Source organism: Geitlerinema calcuttense NRMC-F 0142, assembly GCF_030285425.1.
This window is the reverse complement of the sequence record NZ_JASVEJ010000005.1, coordinates 33,567-55,531: the sequence shown is the minus strand read 5'-3', so window position 1 is coordinate 55,531 and position 21,965 is coordinate 33,567. Positions and strand designations below refer to the sequence as shown.

General features: G+C 47.7%; 16 protein-coding genes and 3 pseudogenes. 8 read left to right on the top strand and 11 right to left on the bottom strand.

Annotated features, from left to right (window positions below; all coding sequences use genetic code 11):
• The first annotated feature begins 4 nt into the window (after positions 1-4).
• Entirely contained in the window at positions 5-1,531 is a 1,527-nt protein-coding gene (locus QQ055_RS01695) for a diguanylate cyclase domain-containing protein (RefSeq protein ID WP_284475881.1), read from the top strand.
• Here the strand turns inward: QQ055_RS01695 and QQ055_RS01690 are convergent.
• Positions 1,494-4,988 carry a DUF4347 domain-containing protein gene (locus QQ055_RS01690; RefSeq protein WP_284475880.1) on the bottom strand — a complete coding sequence of 1,165 codons (3,495 nt, stop codon included), beginning with the start codon at positions 4,986-4,988 and terminating at the stop codon, positions 1,494-1,496. The two genes, QQ055_RS01695 and QQ055_RS01690, sit on opposite strands and share 38 nt — an antisense overlap.
• 864 nt (positions 4,989-5,852) lie before the next feature.
• On the opposite strand from QQ055_RS01690, the gene QQ055_RS01685 reads away from it, so the two are divergent.
• Both QQ055_RS01685 and QQ055_RS01680 read left to right on the top strand, forming a co-directional pair.
• Positions 5,853-7,220 (top strand): ABC transporter substrate-binding protein, encoded by a 1,368-nt coding sequence (locus QQ055_RS01685; RefSeq protein ID WP_141724293.1) that lies wholly within the window; start codon positions 5,853-5,855, stop codon positions 7,218-7,220.
• A 164-nt stretch (positions 7,221-7,384) separates the two neighbouring features.
• Complete coding sequence (locus QQ055_RS01680) at positions 7,385-9,424, top strand: sensor histidine kinase (protein ID WP_284475879.1); 2,040 nt, start codon at positions 7,385-7,387, stop codon at positions 9,422-9,424.
• On the opposite strand, the gene QQ055_RS01675 is transcribed toward QQ055_RS01680, so the two are convergent.
• The 5 genes from QQ055_RS01675 to QQ055_RS01655 all read right to left on the bottom strand — a co-directional run bounded on the left by QQ055_RS01675 (position 9,421) and on the right by QQ055_RS01655 (position 12,088).
• Positions 9,421-9,891, bottom strand: a complete 471-nt coding sequence (locus QQ055_RS01675; RefSeq protein WP_283357380.1) for a molybdenum cofactor biosynthesis protein MoaE — start codon at positions 9,889-9,891, stop codon at positions 9,421-9,423. The two genes, QQ055_RS01680 and QQ055_RS01675, sit on opposite strands and share 4 nt — an antisense overlap.
• A 5-nt stretch (positions 9,892-9,896) precedes the next feature.
• Positions 9,897-10,511, bottom strand: coding sequence for a helix-turn-helix domain-containing protein (locus QQ055_RS01670; protein ID WP_284475878.1), 615 nt, complete (start codon positions 10,509-10,511; stop codon positions 9,897-9,899).
• Complete coding sequence (dps, locus tag QQ055_RS01665; protein ID WP_069966156.1) at positions 10,511-11,059, bottom strand: DNA starvation/stationary phase protection protein Dps; 549 nt, start codon at positions 11,057-11,059, stop codon at positions 10,511-10,513. Before dps ends, QQ055_RS01670 begins: the two co-directional genes overlap by 1 nt.
• Before the next feature lie 144 nt (positions 11,060-11,203).
• The gene (locus tag QQ055_RS01660) at positions 11,204-11,692 is read right to left on the bottom strand and encodes a Dps family protein (protein WP_069966155.1); all 489 of its coding nucleotides are present in this window, start codon (positions 11,690-11,692) and stop codon (positions 11,204-11,206) included.
• Between the two features lie 132 nt (positions 11,693-11,824).
• Complete coding sequence (locus tag QQ055_RS01655; RefSeq protein ID WP_069966154.1) at positions 11,825-12,088, bottom strand: ParB N-terminal domain-containing protein; 264 nt, start codon at positions 12,086-12,088, stop codon at positions 11,825-11,827.
• A 135-nt stretch (positions 12,089-12,223) separates the two neighbouring features.
• Between QQ055_RS01655 and QQ055_RS01650 the strand changes: the two are divergent.
• A pseudogene (locus tag QQ055_RS01650) lies at positions 12,224-13,902 on the top strand (SpoIID/LytB domain-containing protein).
• Between the two features lie 137 nt (positions 13,903-14,039).
• On the opposite strand, the gene QQ055_RS01645 reads toward QQ055_RS01650, so the two are convergent.
• Complete coding sequence (locus tag QQ055_RS01645) at positions 14,040-14,348, bottom strand: ferredoxin (protein ID WP_069966152.1); 309 nt, start codon at positions 14,346-14,348, stop codon at positions 14,040-14,042.
• Positions 14,349-14,860: 512 nt separating this feature from the next.
• Here QQ055_RS01645 and QQ055_RS01640 point away from each other — a divergent pair.
• The 4 genes from QQ055_RS01640 (at position 14,861) to QQ055_RS01625 (ending at position 18,276) form a co-directional block, all read left to right on the top strand.
• Entirely contained in the window at positions 14,861-15,832 is a 972-nt protein-coding gene (locus tag QQ055_RS01640) for a Gfo/Idh/MocA family protein (RefSeq protein ID WP_283357382.1), read from the top strand.
• 154 nt (positions 15,833-15,986) lie between these two features.
• Positions 15,987-17,309, top strand: coding sequence for a D-alanyl-D-alanine carboxypeptidase/D-alanyl-D-alanine endopeptidase (gene dacB, locus QQ055_RS01635; protein ID WP_284475876.1), 1,323 nt, complete (start codon positions 15,987-15,989; stop codon positions 17,307-17,309).
• Positions 17,310-17,536: 227 nt separating this feature from the next.
• The gene (locus tag QQ055_RS01630; RefSeq protein WP_283357384.1) at positions 17,537-17,782 is read left to right on the top strand and encodes a UPF0175 family protein; all 246 of its coding nucleotides are present in this window, start codon (positions 17,537-17,539) and stop codon (positions 17,780-17,782) included.
• Positions 17,779-18,276 carry a PIN domain-containing protein gene (locus QQ055_RS01625; protein WP_283357385.1) on the top strand — a complete coding sequence of 166 codons (498 nt, stop codon included), beginning with the start codon at positions 17,779-17,781 and terminating at the stop codon, positions 18,274-18,276. Before QQ055_RS01630 ends, QQ055_RS01625 begins: the two co-directional genes overlap by 4 nt.
• Positions 18,277-19,574: 1,298 nt before the next feature.
• Here QQ055_RS01625 and QQ055_RS01620 read toward each other — a convergent pair.
• From QQ055_RS01620 to QQ055_RS01605, 4 genes and pseudogenes are all read right to left on the bottom strand, one after another.
• Positions 19,575-19,670: pseudogene (locus tag QQ055_RS01620) on the bottom strand (transposase-like zinc-binding domain-containing protein); the annotation flags it as partial.
• A 147-nt stretch (positions 19,671-19,817) separates the two neighbouring features.
• Positions 19,818-20,491, bottom strand: a pseudogene (locus tag QQ055_RS01615) (Uma2 family endonuclease).
• 77 nt (positions 20,492-20,568) lie between these two features.
• Positions 20,569-21,018, bottom strand: a complete 450-nt coding sequence (locus QQ055_RS01610; RefSeq protein ID WP_284475874.1) for a hypothetical protein — start codon at positions 21,016-21,018, stop codon at positions 20,569-20,571.
• An 88-nt stretch (positions 21,019-21,106) separates the two neighbouring features.
• A complete protein-coding gene (locus QQ055_RS01605) occupies positions 21,107-21,886 on the bottom strand; it encodes a PPC domain-containing protein (protein WP_284475873.1) in 780 nt (259 codons plus the stop codon).
• Positions 21,887-21,965 lie beyond the last annotated feature (79 nt).

Here is a 21,965-nt window from a genome sequence, read left to right as displayed (position 1 = left end):
TTCTATGAACCAAGACCCCAGTATTTTTCTCGGTAAAGCCAATATTTTAGTCGTTGATGATACTCCGGCTAACATTACCTTACTGACTCAGATTTTGTCCAATCAGGGTTATAAGGTGCGGGTTGCGCCGAGTGGAAAATTAGCCCTCAAGTCCGTTCAGTTTGTGGTGCCCGATCTGATTTTACTGGATGTTAAAATGCCCGACCTCAACGGTTATCAAGTGTGTCGCCAGCTCAAAGCGCAACCTTCAACCCGCGATATTCCGGTGATTTTTATGAGCGCCCTAGATGATGCCCTCGATAAGGTAACAGCATTTACCCTAGGAGGCGTTGATTACATTACCAAACCGTTTGAATCAATTGAAGTGATTGCTCGCATCGAAAATCAATTGCGCTTGCATGAGTTTCAGTTACAACTCCAAGCACAAAATGCCCAGTTACAACTGCTGCTCGCAACCGCTCAGGCTATTAGCGAAACCGCAGATGCAGAGGAAGCCCTTTTAGCGATTCTCAGTACCGTTTGCCAAACCATTGGTTGGGATTTTGGTGAGGCTTGGATGCCAAATTCAGAAGCCACCCATCTGGAATATTGTTGCGCTTGGCGAACCGATCTGCCCAACTTACTAGAATTTCAGCACCAAAGTGAAAGCTTGCATTTTGCCTATGCTCAAGGGTTTCCCGGATGGGTTTGGGCATCTCAGCAGATTGAGTGGATTGCAGATTTAGCCGAACAACCCTGTTTAATGAATATCCGCTCGCTAGCAGCAGAGCAAGCGAGTTTAAAGAGCGTTCTAGGGGTGCCTATTGTTCTAGATGGGCAGGTATTAGCCGTTTTAGTGTTTTTTCACCATCAAGAATTAGCACCTGATGAGCGATCGCTTCAGCTATTCAAAGCGATCGCCACCCAATTGGGTTCGATGATTCAACGCAAGAAAGCCGAAGACGCCCTCAGACAAGCCAACTGGGAACTCGAACGCCTTGCGAACCTAGACGGTTTAACGCAACTCGCCAACCGCCGCCGCTTTGATGTCTACTTCAGGCAACAATGGCAAAGCCACTGCTGCGATCGCCAACCCCTCTCAATTATTTTGTTTGATGTCGATTACTTCAAACCCTATAACGACTTTTATGGGCATCAAGCGGGGGATGAGTGCTTGCAACAGTTGAGCATCGCCGCCAGACAAGCTATTAACCAACCCGCAGATCTCGTTGCCCGTTACGGTGGAGAAGAATTTGTCGCAGTTTTGCCGAATACGCCCGTTACCCAAGCCTTAGAGATTGCCGAACAGTTGCGCCAAGCCGTGCAACAACTGCGAATTCCTCACCGCACTTCCCAAGTCAATGAATTTGTCACCGTGAGTATCGGCGTTGCCAGTAGCGTTCCCCTAGATACCGATTTGCCCGATACATTGATTGCGGCTGCCGATCGCGCCTTGTATCAGGCAAAGGAACAGGGGCGCGATCGCCTTGTCTTAGCCCCCCAGAGCGATCGCGTTAGCCGATCGCCATCTCTACACTCACAAAACTCCTAGGAAGCTGCTGTGGAGCAATTCCGACGACGATTCCTAACACTTGATTAGAACCTGCCACCCGAATTAACGTGTTCCCTTCAACAGCTTCTAAAATCAAGTCTTCGGGAGTCACCCCATCAGTTAAGCCGATCGTATCCACACCCACTTCAAAATCTAGAATGAGATCCGCTTCGCTCATCTGTGTAGACGCCGTTTCGGTTCTCAAGATAAATAGATCGCGCCCTTCTCCACCCACAAGCGTATCCGATCCGCGATCGCCGCTTAAGGTATCATCCCCTTCACCCCCCTCTAGATAATCATCTCCTTTTCCTCCCCACAGCACATCATTGCCTTTCCCGCCGTACAGCGTATCATTGCAACGGTTGCCCATTAACGAGTCATCCCCTTCTCCTCCCAACAGAGAATCCTTCCCTTTGCCGCCATAAAGCGTATCTGCACCCATACCGCCCAACAAGGTATCGCTGCCTTGGTTGCCCATCAACACATCATTCCCCGCTTCTCCTAACATGACGTTACGGCACTCATCGCCCATCAATACATCATTGCCACTCGTGCCAGAAATAGTCGTTTGACAATTACCCCCGCCCCCACACTCATCCAGATCGGGGGTAGCGGTACTTTGGGTAGAAAGGGTTAAGGTATAGGCTGTATTTTCGGGATTTGTGCTGAAGACGCGCACAAAATAATCACCCGCCGCTAGGGAAACGGCAAACTCGTCTAAAGCGAGATCCGCCGCCGCAATCTCTTGAATCAGGTTCCCTTGGCTATCTAACAGTTGAATGTAAGCATTCCCTGTTAATCCCTGTAAATCAAGATTCAGCAAGCTTTCTGTTTCTAAGCGAAAGCTATAAAAATCATCGGTATCTGCATTTCCGATAAAGTCATCAACGCTTTGGGAACCCGTTAAAACGCCTAAGTCTGCTGCCAACTCTAAACTGTTACCCCCTTGATCTTGAGGGATCGGTTCGGGTGTTGGAGTCGGCGTAGGTTGCGGTGTCGGTGTCGGAGTGGGTTGCGGTGTTGGAGTCGGAGTGGGTTGCGGCGTTGGAGTTGGCGTAGCAGCAGTGACAGCGAGATCGAAAACATCGCTTACCACACCTCCCTTACCATCAGAAACCGTGACAGTAACTGAACGCGTGCCTACTGCATTACGGGTAGGAGTTCCTGAAATGATGCCCGTACCTGAATTTAAGACTAACCCTTCTGGCAAACCCACGGCTGAAAATACCAGCGCATCCCCATCAATATCGGTAAAATTGCTAGCAATATTGAGATTAAACGGCGTTGCTTCCGTAGCCGTTCGATCGGGAATCGGCGTAACGAGGGTGGGTGGATTATTCGGGGGTGGGGGAAGGAGGGTTCCAGTTGCTTCATAAGCCCCACTATCTGCGACTCCATCCACAATGCGCGGATTACCCGTTTGATCTACGCTAGCAACCCCCGCATTCACCCCGGCATCAATGGCGGCACTTCCCGCGAGTAGGGGATGAACTAAGACACCATTGATACTTTGCAACGGGCCTAATTTCGGATCGGCAAGGGTAACTTTATCGGTAACATTAAGATCGCCCGGAAAGGGAATATCCGTGAGTTTGGGCGGATACTGGATATTTCCCCCCGCGTCAATCAGCGAGCGGGAAACATGCTGTTGATTTTTTAGGGCATTACTGGCAATATTCTCATAAAATATTGTATTTTGAACCGTTATTTTCTGCTCGTCTCCATGAAAGATCGCCCCGGCGAGTTTTGCTGCCTTATTGTAAGCAAAGGTGGTGTTAATAATCGTTGTTGGGTTGGATTGATTAAACACCGTTAACGCACCGCCAAAGCCATTCCCGTTTACCGCTTGGGCTTCGTTCCCTGAAAAGGTGCTATTTGTAATGATTAATGGGGCATTTTCTCCCACCCACAGCCCCCCACCTTGATCGGCGGAAACATTATTTGCAAATGTGGTTCGCGAAATGACTAACGGACTATTACCGGGTGCGAGTCCAGTTTTTGCCGCATAGAAAAATCCCCCACCTTGGGCAACGCCTTCCGCATTGTTCACCACTGAGTTGTTAAGCAAGGTTGAGTCTTCTAGGGTGACTTTATCAGGGGGATAAACATAAAGGTAAATGCCGCCGCCTTGCCCCGATCCGGTGTTGCCTTCAAAGCGGCTATTCCGGATAATAATATCGCCCCCAATATTGTCATTGTTGACGCTACTGGAACCATCGCTATACACTGCGCCGCCATAACCTACGACAGCCCCGGCATTTTTACCTGGCGTTGAGTCGTTGTTAATAAAGATTGAGTTTTCAATGGTAAGGGGAGTTAGCAGGTTGTTAATGGCTCCCCCATTCAAGCCTTTGTTATTGGTAAATTTGCTATCCTTAACCGTGAGGCTATTGGCAACAAATCCTACAATTGCGCCGCCGCTTTGTTCTTTGTAGTCTAAGGCTAAACCGGAGGTTGCGTCGTTATTGTCAAAGGTGCTATTGGTAATCGTGGCGGTACTTTTATTAAAAGCAAAAATACCAGCTCCCAGTCGAGCAATATTATCTCTAAACTGGACGTTGTTAACTGATAAATTGCTGCCTTCTCCTGTTTTGATCCCTGCACCCGCCCCTTCAATTAAGTCGGTACTGGTGACTCTTCCATTCGCAATGGTGAGGTTTTGAATATTGAGGGTTTGGTAAGAATGGAGATTAATTACTCGCGAGGCATTATTCCCACTCAGGATTAAATTAGCTGCCGCAGAACCATCAATGGTAAGATTTTTATTGATCTCTAATTGTCCGCTGGTGAGGGTGATGGTTTGATTGGCTAAACTCGCGCTAAAAATGATTGTATCGCCGGGATTTGCGGTGGCGATCGCATTCCGCAAGGAACCCGCACCACTATCAGCCGTTGTCGTAACGATCGCGGTTGCTAAAAGACCCGAATACGAGGAAAATAAGGAGGGCTGTAAGCTTAAATGAGAACTATATTCTGAATGCGTGTTAAAGTCTAGTTGCCAGGTTCCCCCTCGGTTGCTGTCTCCAACCCGATGAGAAGAGGCTGAAATATTAATTCCTAAAATACGGCTAAAAGACTGTAAGAAATGGCTGCCTGTATTTTGAGCGAGGTTGCAACTATAAATAAAGAGATTGGCTGTTCTGTCTAAAGCCGATCTCCAAGCTTTGATTTGGTTAGAATATTGACTGAGAGAGGCTTGGTTTAAGGAATTATTCCCTAAAAGTATTTCTCCAGGCGCGCCATGTGCAAACCAATATAAGGCTTGGAGTTTATGGTTAACTAATTGAAGAGAATTGAGAATTTCGCTAACTTGCTCAATGCCATTGCGATCGCGCCGAATAATCAGGGTTTCAACGTGCTGAGAAACCAGTTCAGCCAACTCCTGATAATGGTCTAGATTAGCATCAATTAAGGCTAATCTCGTAGGGGAAGATTGAGGTAAATAAGGGGTAAGCACTTAAACCACTCCAATGAATGCAATAGGGTAGATGCATCCGCTGGATCGGGGTTGATTGAATCTTGACAGCAGCAACTGGGTTATGGGTTGAAAGTAACCCATAACACTCGATCTAATTTGATAAACCTGATTTCAATATTTGGGGTAGATTTCAATCATGCTTTCCCTTCAGAAGAAAGCCTTAAAGATTGAATGGTATTTGCAAAAACCCTGATTTCCCGATTGCGTGGGAATCCATTTCTTGAGAAAGAATAAAATGTCTTTCAGCGTGACATGAATCGGCGATGCAAGTTATTTCCAGATCTCAATTTATTGAGTCATGGTAATTTGAGACATTCTTTTCTAGAGTAAGCGCTTACATCAGGGAAATCCAACCGAGAAATTACTGAATTTATTAAACATTGAATCGTTGATTGAAATGCGGTACTGAGGGAGGGTGCGGGTAGCGAAACTTCTCCTCATCCCTAGGGCGAGGGGAATGAAAGCGGTTTCATCTTTGAATTTAAAGTTAGATTGTTATCTCCTACACTCCTTTTCAACAACAAATGTCTGAGTGTTGAAAAAAGACTTCAGTTGATAGTGGATTGAGGCTGGCGATCGGGGTAAATCCAGCTTTGCTCATTGAATCCAGTAAAAAGAAATTTTAACTTTTCTCAGGAGATGTCTAAAATACAACGTCTCTTACTTAAAATGAGATATTCTCCTAAATGCAGTCCCGTAATTTCACGAAATTACACCGCTTGAATAGGGTAAGCCTCAGTCGATCTCGCTAGACAAAACCTCAAAGTATGCCCCATGAAGGTTAAATTTCAGACATTCCCCAGACTTCCGAAGCTAAGAAGCCGGTACAAGCGGTGGTTGAAAATGGCGATCGCGATCGTTCTGGTTAGCTTAAGTGCGATCGCCTGTAACCTTCGTTCCACCCCTACAGTCTCCTCAGTCTCCAACCAACCGACTAGCGAACTCCCCACCCTACAAGTTTGGTGGGATAAAGGCTTTAACCAAGACGAAGATGAAGCTTTAAACCGAATTATCAAAAACTGGGAAGCCCAAAGCGGCGTCAAAGTCCAACTCTTTTTACAAACCCCTGACGACTTGCTTTCCAAAGCCCAACGCGCCATCCAAGCGGGAACCCCCCCTGACGTACTCTACTCCGATCTCGGTAGCGGCACCTTATTTCCCCGCTTTGCTTGGGAAGGAAAACTCCTCGATCTCTCCGACATCATCGAACCGCAAAAAGCCCTCTACCCCCAAAGCGTACTTGATGCCGTTCACCTCTATAACAACGTCGAGAAAAAACGCAGCTACTACGCCATCCCCATTCAGCAATCTAGCATCCACATCTTTTACTGGCGCGACCTCCTTCAGCAAGCCGGAATTACCACAATTCCCGAAGATTGGCAGGGGTTCTGGCAAGTTTGGGAAACCGCCAAAACCCAACTCCGCAATACCCAAAACTTGGATATTGAAGCGTTAGGTCTTACCCTGTCTGTCGGATCGGCCGATACTAACTTTCTATTTGAACAAATGCTAGAGGCGTTTGACGTAGAACTGTTAGATGCTCAAGGTCAAGTTTTAGCCAACGATCCTAAACTGCGCCAAAACCTCGCCAACCTCCTCACCTGGTATGCCCAACATTACCGACAGGGTGCGATCGCCCCAGATGCGATTGAATGGCTCAGTCCTGACAATAACATCCATCTGCTCAACCGCACGGTTTTGATGACCCCCAATGCCACCCTATCCATTCCCGGATCGCAGCGTCAAAATCGCGAAATTTACTTAAACCAGTTAGGAACCGTAGATTTCCCTAAAAAACCAAGCGGCGAACCCATGCGCCACCTCACTTCTGTGCGTCAGGTCATTGTATTTAAAAATGCCAGACAATCCGAACTGGCTAAAGACTTTTTAAGATACATCAGCCAGCCGGAAACCCTAGCCGAATTTCTCAAACAATCTGGGGGACGGTATTTTCCCGTTCTCTCTCCCGTCTGGAAAGACCCTTTTTGGCAAGATCGGGCCGATCCTCATATCAGCGCTGTCACTAAAACCTTACTAGAAAAGCCAACCCGCACGTTTTATACGGCAATTAATCCAGCTTACAGCCAAGTCCAAGAAGATTATGTTTGGGGAAAAGCATTGCATCGGGTTATCGTAGAAGGCGTTTCCCCCGAACAAGCCGCCGCAGAAGCGATCGCCCGCATCCAAGAGATTTTTGCACAATGGCAATAGTTGAGGCTGCTAAAATCCTGGCGATCCCTACGCTTCCACCCTGTAAGGAGTTGTATGTTGGCACAGACTTTTCGCTTTAGCCCTCCTGCAAGCCCTGCGGGACTCCAATTTTCAACGTTAAGACAAAGCTGTTGCCAGATGAGGTTTTAAACTCAAAATTTGTGATGAAGTTTTGGAAGCAGCACCTCACCAGCCGACTTGCAAGTTACTTTCTACTCCTGTCTCTGCTGACGGTGAGTACCATCAGTTGCGTTGCGTATTTGCAGGCCCGCCAATCTTTAAAGGAATCTGCATTCAATCAACTCAGTATTACCGCCACCCTCAAAGAAGGCGAACTTGCCCGTTGGTTTGAGGATCAGCAACGCGATTTTCTGCTTACCACGCATCTTCCGGACGTGCAAACGCGCTTGCAAATCTTACTGGAGACGGCTTCAACTACCCCCCAACATCAACAAGCGAAAGCGGATCTTGACGCTTATCTGCAAAGGGTCATTCGTCTAAAACCCAATCTGCAAGAGATTTATGTGTTAGATGGCAGCAGCCGCGTCTTATTGTCGTCTCAACCCGAACGGGAAAGAACCTATGAGATTGCAGCCAATATTACCTTTCTCGAAAAAGTCGCCATCGGTGCCGACTTTGCCCCCATTTTTTATATTTCTCCAAGGACTCGGAAACCGGCAATTACTCTGGCTACCCCCATTCGCAATGCCAATGGCGATCGCATCGGCTTATTGGCCACTCAACTCGATTTAGAACGCATCGATCGAATTATCCGCGAAGGGAATCGCTTGGGGAAAACCGGGGAAGCTTATCTGGTGGGGTTTATGGTGACTGGCAATGCCTTTATTTCTGGCGCGTCTCCCCTTCCCGAATCTCCTACTGAATCCGTCACCAGCTTTGCCATTGAACAAGCAATGCTCGGACAAAATGGTTCGGGGCTGTATCTCAACTATGCCGGGGTTCCGGTGATTGGGGTGTATCGCTGGCTGAACAATCGCGACTTAGCCCTTTTAGTGGAAATGGCGCAAGCCGAAGCCCTTGCACCCGCCCGACAATTAGCCGTCACCATCGCGTTAATTGGTGCGTTCTCTGCGATCGCGCTTTCGGTCGGCGTCTATTGGCTATCGCGCCAAATTACTAAACCCATTTTAGCGATCGCCGAAACCAGCACCCAAATTGCCGCCGGAGAACTCGATCGAGAAGCCCCCATTTTAACGGAAGATGAAATCGGGATTTTGGCGCATAACTTCAACCAAATGCTCCGCCAACTCAAACTTTCCCGCAATCAATCTCAAGCCTACAGCGACAGCCTAGAACAAAAAGCCCACGAATTAGAACAAACCCTGCAACAACTCCGCCGCACCCAAGCCCAACTGATCCAAACTGAAAAAATGTCGAGTCTCGGTCAGTTAGTGGCAGGTATCGCCCACGAAATCAACAACCCAATTAACTTTATCTATGGCAATGTCTCCCATGTTTCTCGCTACACCGAAGACCTGCTGCACCTGTTAGCCCTATACGATCGTCACTATTCCCATCCCCTACCCGAAATTGAAGCCCAAAAAGACAACATCGATCTAGAATTTTTGGTTGCTGACTTACCCAAAATCTTAGAGTCTATGCAGGTAGGGGCAGAACGGATCTCTCAAATTGTCAAAGCGCTGCGAAGTTTCTCCCGACTGGATCAAGCCCAGAAAAAACCCGTTGATATTCACGAAGGCATAGAAAGCACCCTAGCCATTTTGCAAAGCCGTCTGCGAGAGCAAAAGCATCGACCGGCTATCCAAGTGATTAAAGACTATGGAACCCTTCCCCAGGTAGAATGCTATGCGGGTCAGCTCAATCAAGTGTTTATGCACATTCTCAGCAATGCCATCGACACCTTAGATGAAAAATATCATCTAGCGGTTGCCGTCCCAGAACCTCAGATTGCGATCCGGACTGAATTGTTAGAAGATCGGGTCATTGAAGGTATCCCCAAAACGATTCAAATTCAAATTTCCGACAATGGGGTGGGCATGTCCCCTACCGTTCTCGCCAAAATTTTCGATCCCTTCTTTACCACCAAACCCGTCGGTTCCGGGACAGGTTTAGGGTTAGCCATTTGTTATTCCATTGTTGTCGAACATCACGGCGGCGAACTCAATTGTCATTCCACCCCCGGAAAAGGAACAGAATTTACCCTGCAAATTCCCTACCGCTAGCAATTGTTCTCCCCCGTTTCGCAAGCCCCAATACTCACCCAGGTGCTAGAACCATCCGCCCAATGCTCTTTTTTCCAAATCGGGGCATTATGTTTAAGCGTATCAATCGCATATTGACAGGCTGCAAACGCTTCTCCCCGATGGGGGCAGCCAACCGCCACTAATACGCTAATTTCGCCAATCTTCAATTTACCCACCCGGTGGTGAATGGCAACGCGATTAACATCCGGCCAGGTGGTGCGAATTTGGGCAGCAATTTGGCGAAACACTTCTATCGCCATTGGCTCATAAGCTTGGTAGTCTAAGGCAACCACAGGCTTACCGTCCGTTTGGTGGCGTACGGTTCCGCTCATCACCACAATTGCCCCATTCGCCGGATCGTCTGCTAACGCGTAGATTTCGTCCAGGGAAAGGGGCGCAAATGTAATGGCAAAACTATCTTGCGTTGACAAAGTTGCACTAAACACCAGTTTCAATCCTTTAAGGGAACGACCAGAGAACGATGGAGGAGTTTGTCAGCTTGGCGGAAGCCGGGTCGTTTCACGATAGCGCGATCGCCCGGTTGAGCGCTACCCTCATTCAAAGTATGCCATTGCGGATCGTAAGCCACCTCATCGCCCACCTGGGCTAGCGGTTCTACCCCCCATTGTTGCATCAGCTTTTCGACAGGCTGCACCAAGCGCACCAGCGTCATCGGGTCATTTAAAGTCCCCTCTTTTACCTTAGCAACGGCTATCGGCCAATTTCTCAGCCAGGTTTCTAAGGTATCTAAACTCGCCTGCTGAAACTCCTGTAACAGTTCCTGACGCTGTACCTGAAGTTGGGCTTCTAAACGTTCGTAAGCTTGGCGCAACTCTCCAGAAGCCTCTCCCACACCCGCAAACGTTGCTAATAACTCGCCAACAGGGACTTGTAAAACGGGGGCTAGTTTAAAAAACACTTCTAGGCGCAAGCGTTGAACTTGGGCGCGTCGTAAATAAAGTAACTGGCGTTCGGAGACGCCAGACACGCGACTTAAAGCCTTGAAGCTAGAAATTCCCACCCGTTGCATCAACTCTAATAACGAGTGGGTTGCATCCTGAGACATTAGCCTTTGACTTTCTCTTTTTCGGGTGCGGCGGCGACTTCAGCCGCTTGGAGATGGGCTTCTAGGAACCACAGGCGCTTGTCAATGGCGCGGGAGATTTCGGTGTACAAGTCGGCGGTATCTTTATCTTCCCAGCGATCGCTCTTATCAATCGCTTCGCGAATGTGTTTGGCGTAGGGGGCGTAGCGATCGGCCAGTGCGGTAACGTGACTCTTACCATCAAGAATATCAAAGGGATACTCTGGCAAGATTGAGTCTTGGGCGGCAACTCTGGCTGTCCCTTTGGCTAACCCACCCAAAGCGGTTGCCCGTTCGGCAACCATATCCACAAACTCTTCAAGTTCGCCAGCCATTTCGTCAAACAGTTCGTGCAGTTGGTAAAAATCCATGCCCTTAACGTTCCAGTGCGCTTGCTTCACCTGGGTTTTAAGGTCTAGGGTACTGGCTAAGGTTTCGTTGAGCAGTCCAACAACTTTCGCTCTCGTATTTTCAGGCAAGTCTATACGACTGGGGTAGAGCGTTTGCTTGTGATTATTATTCTTTCCCATAGAGCTTCAGTCCTAATAGAGCAGGTCTGTCTTCTATTCTCTAGGAAATACGAGAATTTGGCTGTATCGTTTTGCCAAGCAACCGGATACAGCCAAATCTGTGAGGGGGGAACCCCCCCGCAGAGGATTCCCCATGAGGGTCAATTATTGCAACAAGCTTCTCAGCATCCAAGCGGTTTTTTCGTGAATCCGCATCCGTTCGACTAACAAGTCGGCGGTGGATTCGTCGCGTGCATCTTCGGCGGCGGGGAAAGCTTGGCGAACCGTTTTCACAACGGCTTCGTTACCTTCAACCAACAAGCGGATCATCTCTTCGGCTTTGGGAACGCCAGGGGTTTCGGGAATAGAAGTCAAGCGGTTAAATTCGCTGTAAGTTGCGGGGGCGCTATATCCCAAGGCTCTAATCCGTTCTGCAATGTCATCTACGGCAGTTGCCAGTTCGGTGTATTGTTCTTCAAACATCATGTGTAGTGTTTGGAACATCGGCCCTGTAACGTTCCAGTGGAAGTTATGGGTTTTCAGATAAAGGGTGTAGGTGTCTGCTAAGACGCGAGATAACCCTTCTGAAATTTGCTGACGACTGTTTTCGTCAATTCCGATATCTACTTTTTGGACTTGATCTAGAGTTTGCATAGTTCCTCTCGTGTTTAGTTACTAAATCTGGGTTTGTTTCAGGGACGTTCCATGTTTTGTTGTATCGAATAACCTCCGCGACCTGAATCATCCTTGGGGCCTAAAGTTTAATCAGTTAATCCCTTTGGGAGATTAGGCTAGATGCTTCTGCAAGACGGCGCGGGGGGCGCGGCGAATGCGACAGCGGATGGTTTCTTTGCCGAGGCGTTGGTGAGCCTCGTAACGGTGGCAGCCGGAGAAGCCGTAGTATTGGCCCTCGACTTCCAGAACGTCGATGGGTTCGCGGAGTCCTTCGGCTTGAATGGATTCCATCAGGGCCGCAACTTTTGTGGAGTCTGTTTGTCTAGGTAAGGGACGACGAATTTGGTTGAGGGGGATTTCTTCGACTCTGAGCATGGCGACGATCGGATTATGGCTTCACTTCCTTAATCATACTCATTATGACTTCGAGTTGCAAGTTAAATTTTCTCAAATCTACTCGCGGATTCCCCCGATTCAATTAAGCTATAGTGTTTGCGATTGGCAATCTTCATGAGACTACAGATGCAGCAAAGTGGTAATCCCCTCCAACTGTTTTCTGACTTGACCCGTCAAACGCTCAAAACCTGGGCAAGTGCAGCCTTGATGTCAGCGTGCTGGGTGGGCGTAGCAGCGACAACCGCTTGGGGGCAAAGTAATGCGGATCGCGTGCTAAAGGTGGGCGTGGTGCAACGGTTTGGCGAAAAGCCGACGGATACGCTAACGCTGAAGGCGACGGGAGGCGATCGCTTAACGATCAATTACGCGACGGTAGACGGCCCGGCAACCCTAACCACCGATAGCATTAAGCTGCAAGTGGCCGAACGTCCTCTCCCCGTCCCGTTAGTAGACGAGCGCGTGGTTTTAAGCACCCATCGCAGTTTTGAAAGTGCTGAGGCGAGTGCTTTGGAATGGCAAGCCAGAGGCATTGAAACCGAGGTTGCCAACCCCGACCGCTGGCAAGTGTGGGCGAAGCGGGATGTTTATAATACGCCGCTACTCAGACGTTTGCTGCTGCAAAGTTTGCAGGCCCAAGGAGATACAACAACGCATATCCAAACCCGCGTTTTGCGGCAAATGCCCCAAGCCTACTGGATTCTCAATGGCTACCGCTACAATCGGCATCAGCTAGAGGTGACGAGCGGCAATAATGCGATCCAGGTGCAGGAGGGCGATCGCGCTAACAATAGCCGCTTGTACGGGGGGAGATTGCGCTTGCAACTCAATGCCTACGGCAGTTATACGCTAGTTAACGATGTGCCGCTAGAGACTTATTTACGGGGGGTTGTCCCGCACGAAATTGGCATTAGCGCCCCTCCAACGGCGATTGAGGCTCAGGCGATTTTGGCGAGAACCTATGCGCTGCGAAATCTGCGACGGTTTACGATTGACAATTATGAGATTTGCGCGAGTACCGATTGTCAGGTGTATAAGGGGTTAACGGAGGTCTTCGCAGTTAGCGATCGCGCCATTGCTGCCACGCGCGGCGAAGTTTTGACCTATAACAACGAATTGGTAGATGCGCTCTATTCCTCTAACGCCGGTGGCGTGACGGCTCCGTTTAATGATGTGTGGGATGGCCCGGAACGACCCTATTTAAGGGCGGTTGTGGATTCGGTGGCGAATTCCTGGGACTTATCCAGCCGTCCCCTCCAGAACGAGCAGAATTTCCGCGCCTTTATGAATCTCAAAAAGGGATTTAATGAGGATGACTGGGAGTTATTCCGGTGGCGCGAAGAAGCAACCCTCCAGGGGATTGCTGATGTTTTGCAAAATTCTTGCAACGCCGCAATCACCCGATGGCGAAGATGAAAACGGTACAGCAAGTTCGGGTGACAGAGCGATCGCCTGCTGGACGCGTCCTGAAAATGGAAGTCCAAACCGATGTGGGGGTGGTTGAGGTGTTCAAGGATGACATCCGCAATGCCTTCTATCCGCCGATTAGCACGCTCTTTTATCTCGATCCGATCTACAATCCCGATAGAAGTTTGAAGGGTTACGCGTTTGTCGGAGGCGGATTTGGTCACGGGGTTGGCTTAAGTCAAAGCGGTTCCTATCGCTTAGGGAAATTGGGATGGTCTAGTCAGCAAATTCTCAATTTCTACTTCCCCGGAACCCAAGTTCAACCGCTGAATGACTCTATTGTCTTTTGGCAAAATCCCTCTCCGGTGGCCAGCCAAGTGGCTCCTTAGAAGCTCGAATTTAGGGTTGTTCGTTAAACTAGAAAAAGGAGAGTGCATTTCACCCAGGTCAGGGGCGTGCATCTCTCCTTTTGTAGGAATTTATAGCAATCCTCAAGGGCAATTTTTGGGTTGCTATAGATTTCCTCTTAGTAGAGGTTTTCTTCTTGGTGGGTCAGGATCGTGCAGTCGGAACGGGGATAAGCTACACAGGTGAGAACATATCCTTCGTTGATTTGATCGTCATCCAAGAAGGATTGATCGGATTGATCGATCGCGTCGATTCCGCCTTCAGCCACTTTACCTGCACAGGTAGAACAAGCACCTGCACGGCAAGAATAGGGCAGATCCAGACCTTGTTCTTCCGCAGCGTCAAGAATGTAAGTATCTTCGTCAACCTCGATGGTCGTGTTCAGCCCTTCAGCCTCGTTAATCAGGGTGACTTTGTACGTTGCCATGTAGCAGTCCTCTCAATGGTCCAATCTTTGGTATAAGCTTACCTAATACAAATCAGCGGTCTATATCAGCTTATTTGTTTTGCATCAGGTTTGCTTCATCTTTGATATTAGGGGAAAAAACCGGAATTTTTACACTTGTTTAAGGCGGAGAACGAACGGGATTTATTATAAATTTTCCTAATTTTATCTTGATTGCTTATATCTGTTTCGGAAAATCAAGGGGTTGTTCGTTCCCCCCCTCTTGAGCTAGTGGGGAATTCTCCCTCAGTGTTATAAAATTAAGAATTTAAACGCTGCAAATAGCTGGCGTACAAGCTTGGGCGATCGCGCTACGGTTGCTCCAAATTGTTGCAGATTCTTGGCTCTAGAAATCAAAATATTTTCTGAATAATTCAGAAATTGACCCAGATCTGAGTTCGTGAAATTGAGATTCAAATGCTAATTATTCTCAATAAATGGCAAAACCGAGTTGCTGTAGGATGAAACAAACAAAAAGGTGTAAGGGAGCCAATATGCAACAACCGCTTCGCGTTGGGATTGTCGGAACAGGTTTTGCAGCAAAACTGCGATCGCAAGCCTTCAGAGACGATGAGCGATCGCAACTTTTCGCCATTGCAGGTCATACAGTAGAAAAAACCCAAGAATTTGCTCGTAGCTTGAATACACAGGTCGTTGAAAGCTGGCAAGATCTGGCTAAGCATCCCGAAATCGATCTCGTTTGTATTTGCACCATTAACCGCGATCATGGCGAAATCACCCGCGCCGCGTTGAACCACGATAAGCACGTCATTGTAGAGTATCCCCTCTCCCTAAACGCCACAGAAGCCGCCGAACTGATCGACTTAGCCGCCGCACGGGGAAAACTCTTGCACGTCGAACATATTGAACTCTTAGGAGGCGTGCATCAATCTTTAAAACAACATCTGCCTCAAATTGGTACCCCCGTTTATCTGCGCTACTCTACCATTAACCCGCAAAATCCGGCCCCGCAGCGCTGGACGTACCATCAAGAGTTATTTGGCTTTCCCTTCGCGGCGGCGCTGTCTCGGCTGCATCGCCTCACCGATGCGTTTGGTTCCGTTAAAAGCGTCAACTGTCAAGAACGTTACTGGGGAGACCTACCGCGCTTTACGGCGTGCCTGTGCGTGGGACAATTTCATTTAAATAGCGGCGCGATCGCAGAAGTCGCCTATGGTAAAGGGGAAGTCTTTTCAAGTTCCGTGCGCTTATTTGAAGTCTACGGCGATCGCGGTACCCTAATCTTTGATGGCGATACGGGAACCTTAGTGCAAGGTGAAACCACCACCCCCATTGAAGTTGGGGGCCGTCGGGGATTATTTGTCCAAGACACGCAACGGGTATTAGACTACCTCAGTGAAGGCACCCCGCTTTATGTCACCCCGCAAGCCAGCTTATATAGTCTCAAAGTGGCTAATGCGGCACAAAAATCCGCCCAAATGGGTCAGACTGTAACCGTAGTCTGAGTACGGAAGAGGATGGGGAGATGGGGGGAAGTGAGTGCTGAGTATTCAGAAGAAGTCAACGGCGTTTATTAAAAAGACCTTCTTGAGTTTGCTGCTTGGGTTGAGTAGTTTAAGCGCAGGTAATTCTGCGAGTGCATCTTCTCCAGGAGTTTGTGTGGCGAACTTATCGACAGAGATTAACGCCATTATCTCCCGACCGGAGTTTGCGCGATCGCGTTGGGGAATCTTAGTGAGTTCTTTGAATACTTCAGATACCCTCTACCGTCGCGACGCCGAAAAATACTTTATTCCCGCCTCCAACGTTAAACTCCTCACCACCGCCGCAGTTTTGCAGCGCCTCACCCCAACCTATCGCATCCGTACTGCTGTGTATGGTAGTAGCGATCGCACTCAAATTACAGTCAGCGGACGCAGCGATCCAAGTTTCAGCGATACCCAACTGCAACAACTCGCGCAACAACTACAACAGCAGGGAATTCAGCAAGTTTCCCAACTCATCGGCGACGACTTTGCACCCCAAGAGGAAACCGTTAACCCTACTTGGGACTGGGAAGACGTTCAAGCCGGTTACGGTGCGCCCATTAATCGGTTAATCTTAAATCAAAATGCGATTAGCTTCCGCTTAGTTCCCCAAGCATTAGGCGAACCCTTGCGCGTCGAGTGGGAAGACCCTCAAGATAACGAAACTTGGCAAATTGAGAACCAGTCTGCAACCGTCGCCACCACAGAACGCGAGTTTATTCAGGTTGGACGCGATCTCAGCCAACCCATTTTACGAGTAAGGGGACAATTGCACGTGGGTTCCGACTCAGAAACCACCTCAATTGCTGTCACCGATCCGGCGAACCGCTTCTTAAGCCGCTTCCAGCAAATCTTACAAGCATCGGGGATAACCGTTCAACAAACCTCCCTAACTGCACAGTTCACTCCCTTGTCAAACCCCCCTCTCGCCTTTGTAGACTCGCCACCCTTATCGGAGTTACTGGTTGAAACGAATCGGTGGAGTAATAATATTTATGCAGAAGCGTTAGTGCGCCAACTGGGAGAACCCGATAGGAACGCATTAAGCCAGGTGGAAGCGGTTCTGACGCAACTGGGTGTCGATCCCAATAGCTACCAACTCGCAGATGCTTCCGGGTTATCGCGGCAAAATTTAGCCTCTCCCGAAGCCATTGTGCGATCGCTGCAATTGATGGCGCGATCGCCCTACGCCCAAGTCTACCGGAATTCTTTAGCCGTTGCAGCCGAAAACGGCACCCTACGCAACCGTTTTCGCCAAACCCCAGTCGCCGGAAACCTGCAAGGAAAAACGGGTTCTCTAGGGGGTGTCATGGCATTATCAGGTTATTTAGAAATTCCCGATTTTGAACCCCTCGCCTTTAGCATTCTCAGCAATCACTCAATTCTCCCACAGGCAAATACTCGACAAGCCATTGATGAAATTGTTTTAGTTCTCAGCCGCCTGCGGCGTTGTTAACGGGACTTAAACCAAAATCGCAGGTGAATAAATCTATTTCTATCTAGCTGTGGTAGGTTGGGTTGAGCCTTGCGAAACCCAACAGCAGCAAGGGTTGTGTTGGGTTTCGTACCTCACCCCAACCTACGCGACTATCTGTACCAACGCCGTGTTATCGAGTTCGGGCGGAACATAGGCATTTGCTGACTCAGAATCATAAAATAGTAAAAGTAGCGAGAGATTAATACATGAGTGTTGTTGTCCCTGACGAAATTTTAACCGTAACTCGCATGACTGAGGCTGAAATGCGTCAAGAAATTGCTGTCATGCTCTTTCAAAGGGACAAGCTTACCCTTGCTCAAGCTAGTCGATTTGCAGGGATGCATCGCGTCGCATTTCAACACCTACTGGCTAGCCGCCACATTCCGGTACATTATGGGGTAGAAGATTTTGAACAGGACATTCAAAATCTGCGGGAGATAGGCAGATTGTGATTATTGTCAGTGACACATCGCCTATCAATAACCTTGCTGCAATCAATTATCTTCATCTTCTTCATCAACTGTACGGAACAGTTCTGATCCCTGAAGCTGTTTATCGAGAACTTACCGATCCTAATTTTCCGGTTGCAGGTGCGACTGAAGTACAAACTTTTGACTGGATTCAAACTCGTGCTGTTAGCGATCGCACGCTTGTGGAAGCCCTAAGTAATGAACTAGATATTGGAGAAGCAGAAGCGATCGCCTTAGCAGTTGAAATCCAATCCGATCGAGTTTTGATTGATGAACGTCGTGGTAGGCTAGTAGCAACCAAGCTGAACCTCCGATACATAGGAATTTTAGGTGTTTTAGTTGAAGCAAAAAGCCAGGGATTGATCGCTGAAGTAAAACCTTTATTGAAGGCGCTGATTAATGATGCTGGCTTTTGGATATCAGAACCTTTATGCAACAGTATTTTACAGCTTGTTAACGAAACCGACGTACCCTAATTTTTGAGAATAACAGATCGGCTTTGAGGAGGATATACAGACGACATAGAGATATAGCAACCGCCAAGGCAGTTAGGATATCTATGAATAGAGTAGGGACGTTCTCTACAAAGTCAGGAAAGCCTATATATTTTTTATGCAGAATCACCATTGTTTTGAGCAACTTCATTTAGGCGAATTGCAACCTCGTAAACCGTACCCTGTTTTTTGATAATTAAAGCGCTGCAAGCCTGGAGGAAATTGAGGAATTTATTTTTGATTCCTAGAGTTCCGCTCATTTCTTTGTAGGTTTTTCCGTACTGCTGATGAAACTCGCTACTTAGCTTAGAGATACTAATGTATTGTCCTGGCGATTCTGCTGTGAGATTTGCCACAATTTTAATTAGGGCTTTCTCTAATTCTGCACGCGTTTTAATCTCTGGATGAACAATATTTTCGGGCGGGGGTTCGGGTAATGACTGGGACTCTATAGGCTTGTCTGCTGATGATAATCCATCAAGACTAGGAGAGATTCGGGCTTTTTCCTGTTTCTCAATTGCGGCTCTTTGTTGAACTAAATTCATGACTGTTGACAATTGTACCAAGCGTTCTGTTAGGGATTGATGTTCGGCTTGAATCAATTGTTCAATACTCTGCATTAAATCAAGCGGAGTGGGAACTTCAACATTATACGTTGTTGAATAATAGCGAACTTCTCCAGTTTGGCGATTTTCAATTCTAAAATTATCGTCTTCTCGGCGAACTCGATAAACGGTTAAGCCTTGATTTTGCAGTTCGTTGCACAAATGATTCAGCAACCAATCAGAAGAACAGATAAACGCTTCTTTCACTTGAGGATAATGCAGACGAATGGCAGAACCCATTGCTAGCATTTGAGCATCAGCACTATTTTTCCCTAAAGGAACGTGAATCATCTGATATCCCCGTTCGTATAACTCGCTATCGCCTGCGGTGTTTTTCCAATTTGCAAAGGCAATTTTAACGTTAAGGGGATAAGGGGAAAGCTGGGCGAGAAAGGTTTCTAAATGAGGATCGAATTTAATATTCTCTGCATCGAGAAGGAGTAAGGAAAGTCCTTGAGGTTCTGGGTGAGAGGAATGGTTAGAACAGGAATGCGTATCTAAAGAATTTAAATAATGGAGGGCTTGGAGAACTTGGCGAACGGTTGTTTCAATTCCTTCAGAAGGTTGAAGTTTAAGAAGATATTCAATGAGTGGTAAGACATTGGCTTGAATATCGGGTTCCAAGGGGAGAGAATTTTGGATAGATGCTGATACCGGGAGAAGTTCAGCCTGGAGAAAGGAACGCTGACAGCTTTTACAGTAGTATCGCTGCTTACCGCTGACGCGACCATTTTTCCGAGTTTCTGTAGACTGACATTTAGGACATTGCATCTTGGATGAAGATGGCGATCGCACTGTTGGCTTCTAATCGAGTCGTTGTTCCTCATTATGGCAAGAGAATCGCGCAAGTTCACCTTAGATATTTGTATCTTAGGTTACACTCTTGCCCCAACTGGCGCGACGCCACCTTTCTAGACGTTAAAGACTATCGGGATCGATATTCAATTCTCGCAGTTTAGCCGCTAACCGTTCGGCGCGTTGCGCTTCCTGTTCGGCGCGTTGTGCGAAAGATTGACGCTGTTCGTCTAATTCTAGATAAGACAAAAACCGCTGTCCATCCGGACGATATAATTCTAAGCCATCCTCGCCTAACTCAAAGCGAACGCCTAAGCGAGGGCTTACCCAACCTTGAATGGGATCGATGACTTCTAAAAGTCCTTCGGTTCGCAACCATCCCCTTAACTCGCGATCCTCTGGATCGTAGAGGTAATATTCTTCAACGGGGTAGCGGTTGTAGAAGGCAATTTTTTATCGAGTTTGCGCTGCGAGTCGCTGTGGGAACGAATTTCAAAGACGACTTGGGGAGTAATGTTATCTTCTCGCCACTGGAGGTAAGAACGCCTATCGCCTTTAGGTCTACCAAAGACTACCATTGTATCGGGTGCTTGGCAGATATCGGGCCTACCTTCCACGGGATACCATAGCAAGTCACCTGCGACGAAGACGTTGGGATCTTCGCGAAATAGGGCATCAATGCCCCCTTGTATTTTAATAATCCACTGGTATTGAATGGTACTGTCGGCCATTGGCTGTCCGTCGCTGGAGGGGTAGATAATCTCAGTTTTTTCTGCGGTGGAAGTCTGCGGAGTCATGACAAGCCTCGCGAAATTGCAAGCGGTGTTTTTATTGTAGCGATCGCCCTCAGCCCTACTGAATTCCAGTTAGAGTATCATTGGGTGACAGAACCCTGTAACAATTGAGTGCAACGTTCAATTTCCGTCTCAGCATTCACTTGGCTATCAGTACCATTAACAGGTATAAATTTGCTGAGATCCCAGGAATGTCCAGTCGATAATGAAACGGTGAGAGGACGGTCGGGATCGGGTACAGATGTTTCAGAGAAAGTGACATTACTTAGGACATTTCCTGTCACTACTCCACTAAAGCAAAAGTATTCGCTGGTATTTCTGTAATAACTGAGTCCCATTAACCGATCGTTAGATTTACGAAAGACAATGTAATGCTCTCCAGCTTGATTGGGTTCGGCAGTTTCACCATAAAGATAAATCCCGTCGGGTAAATTTTCAATTGGGGGATTTGCAGCTTTATTAATCCTAATTGATGGAAATCCAATTAACAAAGCCAAGCTGAATATCGTCAAAAAATGTTTGAGTTTCATTTATCCTCCGGGGTGTGATGTAGAGTAAGAAGAGGAAGAGTACCCACCGAGAGGACACCCGATCTTCAAATCGGTTTAAGGACAGTTGCTAATTGCGATTAATGTTGAGGCTATACTCGCCTTCGCTAGTGCGATCGCTTCCATTGACAACCACTTGATAGCGACCAGCGGTTGGTAGATTGATAACGAGATCGGAGATTCTATTTCTCCTGAAATCATCGCTTCTTCTGCCATAGCTTTCCGCAATTTTTTGACCATTGGGATCGAAAACTGCAACATAATGATCGAAGGATCGACTTTGCAGATTAAGAGAAATAGATTGATTGGCTTGTCCGGTAAAGGTATGGGTGTGGTATAAACTCCCGTCAGAAGAAAGGCGAGGATCGCCATCTTTTAAGACTGCGTTTCTTTGGAGAACTGAGAGGGAAAGAATTTTAGCTTCTGCGGGATTTGCCAAATCTAGCCGATAAGCATTGATCGGGACATTCATTCCGTTTCCATTGCGGATCGTGATGACAAAGCTAGTATTTTGGCGGCGATCGCGGCGAACATTCTCGGTAAACTGATTTTGAATTTCCCTAAACCTCAATAGGCGCGGTTGCTCAAAATTGGGGCGAGAAAGACAGAAGATTGCACTGCCATCTAAAGCACGGCTAGCATAGAGCCAGTGGCGTTGGTTTTGGGCGACAAATTCTTCTTGATAGAAGACGGTAAAGCGATCGCGTTGCGGGAGATTTTGATTTCTTTGACATTGACTATTGGTGTAGGTATCGCTTTTAGGTGCAGCAGTTTGGGCCGCTACTTTTGAAATGGAGGTTCCCAAAACGGTGTAACCTAACATCAATCCAATCAGCGTTCTTTGTTTCATTCTTTCCTTCTCTTGATGATAAGTCCTGAAGCCAGGATGTAGTTAATGATACTGACTTCGATCGCGATCGTCAGCATTT

What these genes read in the sequence shown, in the direction of transcription:
- QQ055_RS01640 (WP_283357382.1), top strand. Translation starts at nt 14,861, where the DNA reads ATGCAACAACCGCTTCGCGTTGGGATTGTCGGAACAGGTTTTGCAGCA.
- QQ055_RS01610 (WP_284475874.1), bottom strand. Translation starts at nt 21,018, where the DNA reads ATGAAACTCAAACATTTTTTGACGATATTCAGCTTGGCTTTGTTAATT.
- QQ055_RS01695 (WP_284475881.1), top strand. Translation starts at nt 5, where the DNA reads ATGAACCAAGACCCCAGTATTTTTCTCGGTAAAGCCAATATTTTAGTC.
- QQ055_RS01685 (WP_141724293.1), top strand. Translation starts at nt 5,853, where the DNA reads ATGGCGATCGCGATCGTTCTGGTTAGCTTAAGTGCGATCGCCTGTAAC.
- QQ055_RS01645 (WP_069966152.1), bottom strand. Translation starts at nt 14,348, where the DNA reads ATGGCAACGTACAAAGTCACCCTGATTAACGAGGCTGAAGGGCTGAAC.
- QQ055_RS01670 (WP_284475878.1), bottom strand. Translation starts at nt 10,511, where the DNA reads ATGTCTCAGGATGCAACCCACTCGTTATTAGAGTTGATGCAACGGGTG.
- QQ055_RS01655 (WP_069966154.1), bottom strand. Translation starts at nt 12,088, where the DNA reads ATGCTCAGAGTCGAAGAAATCCCCCTCAACCAAATTCGTCGTCCCTTA.
- QQ055_RS01630 (WP_283357384.1), top strand. Translation starts at nt 17,537, where the DNA reads ATGAGTGTTGTTGTCCCTGACGAAATTTTAACCGTAACTCGCATGACT.
- QQ055_RS01680 (WP_284475879.1), top strand. Translation starts at nt 7,385, where the DNA reads ATGAAGTTTTGGAAGCAGCACCTCACCAGCCGACTTGCAAGTTACTTT.
- QQ055_RS01660 (WP_069966155.1), bottom strand. Translation starts at nt 11,692, where the DNA reads ATGCAAACTCTAGATCAAGTCCAAAAAGTAGATATCGGAATTGACGAA.
- QQ055_RS01605 (WP_284475873.1), bottom strand. Translation starts at nt 21,886, where the DNA reads ATGAAACAAAGAACGCTGATTGGATTGATGTTAGGTTACACCGTTTTG.
- dps (WP_069966156.1), bottom strand. Translation starts at nt 11,059, where the DNA reads ATGGGAAAGAATAATAATCACAAGCAAACGCTCTACCCCAGTCGTATA.